The sequence below is a fragment of the Streptococcus sp. HMSC073D05 genome (genome assembly GCF_001812015.1).
Taxonomy (GTDB): domain Bacteria; phylum Bacillota; class Bacilli; order Lactobacillales; family Streptococcaceae; genus Streptococcus; species Streptococcus parasanguinis_D.
This window is the reverse complement of the sequence record NZ_KV807480.1, coordinates 1-2500: the sequence shown is the minus strand read 5'-3', so window position 1 is coordinate 2500 and position 2500 is coordinate 1. Positions and strand designations below refer to the sequence as shown.

Genomic DNA, 2500 nt, shown 5'->3' with positions numbered 1-2500 from the left:
TAACATCCTAGTTGTCTGTGCAACCCCACATCCTTTTCCACTTAACAATTATTTTGGGACCTTAGCTGGTGGTCTGGGCTGTTTCCCTTTCGACTACGGATCTTAGCACTCGCAGTCTGACTGCCGACCATAATTCATTGGCATTCGGAGTTTATCTGAGATTGGTAATCCGGGATGGACCCCTCACCCAAACAGTGCTCTACCTCCAAGAATCTTAATGTCGACGCTAGCCCTAAAGCTATTTCGGAGAGAACCAGCTATCTCCAAGTTCGTTTGGAATTTCTCCGCTACCCACAAGTCATCCAAGCACTTTTCAACGTGCCCTGGTTCGGTCCTCCAGTGAGTTTTACCTCACCTTCAACCTGCTCATGGGTAGGTCACATGGTTTCGGGTCTACGACATAATACTAAAGCGCCCTATTCAGACTCGGTTTCCCTGCGGCTCCGTCTCTTCAACTTAACCTCGCATCATATCGTAACTCGCCGGTTCATTCTACAAAAGGCACGCTCTCACCCATTAACGGGCTCGAACTTGTTGTAGGCACACGGTTTCAGGTTCTATTTCACTCCCCTCCCGGGGTGCTTTTCACCTTTCCCTCACGGTACTGGTTCACTATCGGTCACTAGAGAGTATTTAGGGTTGGGAGATGGTCCTCCCAGATTCCGACGGGATTTCTCGTGTCCCGCCGTACTCAGGATACTGCTAGGTATAAAGACTATTTCGAATACGAGGCTCTTACTCTCTTTGGCTGACCTTCCCATGTCATTCTTCTATAATCTTTAAGTCCATATTGCAGTCCTACAACCCCGAAGAGTAAACTCTTCGGTTTGCCCTCCTGCCGTTTCGCTCGCCGCTACTCAGGCAATCGCTTTTGCTTTCTCTTCCTGCAGCTACTTAGATGTTTCAGTTCACTGCGTCTTCCTCTACCTATCCTTAACAGATAGGAGTACTAGCCATTAGCTAGTGGGTTCCCCCATTCGGACATCTCTGGATCGTCGCTTACTTACAGCTCCCCAAAGCATTTCGTCGTTTGTCACGTCCTTCTTCGGCTTCTAGTGCCAAGGCATCCACCGTGCGCCCTTATTAACTTAACCTTATTTTTGGTCTTGCGACCTAAACTCTTTAAATATTTACAGCGTTTCGGTTTATTTTCTTGTTACTATTTGATATAGATATTCAATTTTCAATGTTCAATCTTAACACCCTTACAGTGTTAATGGAGCCTAGCGGGATCGAACCGCTGACCTCCTGCGTGCAAAGCAGGCGCTCTCCCAGCTGAGCTAAGGCCCCACAAGACCTCTCAAAACTAAACAAGACCAACGTACAGGTTTCCATTTCCTTAGAAAGGAGGTGATCCAGCCGCACCTTCCGATACGGCTACCTTGTTACGACTTCACCCCAATCATCTATCCCACCTTAGGCGGCTGGCTCCTTACGGTTACCTCACCGACTTCGGGTGTTACAAACTCTCGTGGTGTGACGGGCGGTGTGTACAAGGCCCGGGAACGTATTCACCGCGGCGTGCTGATCCGCGATTACTAGCGATTCCGACTTCATGTAGGCGAGTTGCAGCCTACAATCCGAACTGAGACTGGCTTTAAGAGATTAGCTTGCCGTCACCGACTCGCGACTCGTTGTACCAGCCATTGTAGCACGTGTGTAGCCCAGGTCATAAGGGGCATGATGATTTGACGTCATCCCCACCTTCCTCCGGTTTATTACCGGCAGTCTCGCTAGAGTGCCCAACTCAATGATGGCAACTAACAATAGGGGTTGCGCTCGTTGCGGGACTTAACCCAACATCTCACGACACGAGCTGACGACAACCATGCACCACCTGTCACCTCTGTCCCGAAGGAAAACTCTATCTCTAGAGCGGTCAGAGGGATGTCAAGACCTGGTAAGGTTCTTCGCGTTGCTTCGAATTAAACCACATGCTCCACCGCTTGTGCGGGCCCCCGTCAATTCCTTTGAGTTTCAACCTTGCGGTCGTACTCCCCAGGCGGAGTGCTTAATGCGTTAGCTGCGGCACTGAGCCCCGGAAAGGACCCAACACCTAGCACTCATCGTTTACGGCGTGGACTACCAGGGTATCTAATCCTGTTTGCTCCCCACGCTTTCGAGCCTCAGCGTCAGTTACAGACCAGAGAGCCGCTTTCGCCACCGGTGTTCCTCCATATATCTACGCATTTCACCGCTACACATGGAATTCCACTCTCCCCTTCTGCACTCAAGTTAAACAGTTTCCAAAGCGTACTATGGTTAAGCCACAGCCTTTAACTTCAGACTTATCTAACCGCCTGCGCTCGCTTTACGCCCAATAAATCCGGATAACGCTCGGGACCTACGTATTACCGCGGCTGCTGGCACGTAGTTAGCCGTCCCTTTCTGGTAAGTTACCGTCACAGTGTGAACTTTCCACTCTCACACTCGTTCTTCTCTTACAACAGAGCTTTACGATCCGAAAACCTTCTTCACTCACGCGGCGTTGCTCGGTCAG

1 tRNA gene and 2 rRNA genes (1 of these 3 cut by a window edge) are annotated in these 2500 nt (G+C 50.2%); all 3 read right to left on the bottom strand.

The window, feature by feature from the left end:
- Positions 1–1094: ribosomal RNA gene (locus tag HMPREF2832_RS00285) — 23S ribosomal RNA — on the bottom strand (it extends 1806 nt beyond the left edge of the window).
- Between the two features lie 123 nt (positions 1095–1217).
- Positions 1218–1290 (bottom strand) — tRNA-Ala (locus tag HMPREF2832_RS00280).
- 53 nt (positions 1291–1343) lie between these two features.
- A 16S ribosomal RNA gene (locus HMPREF2832_RS00275) occupies positions 1344–2500 on the bottom strand; the annotation flags it as partial.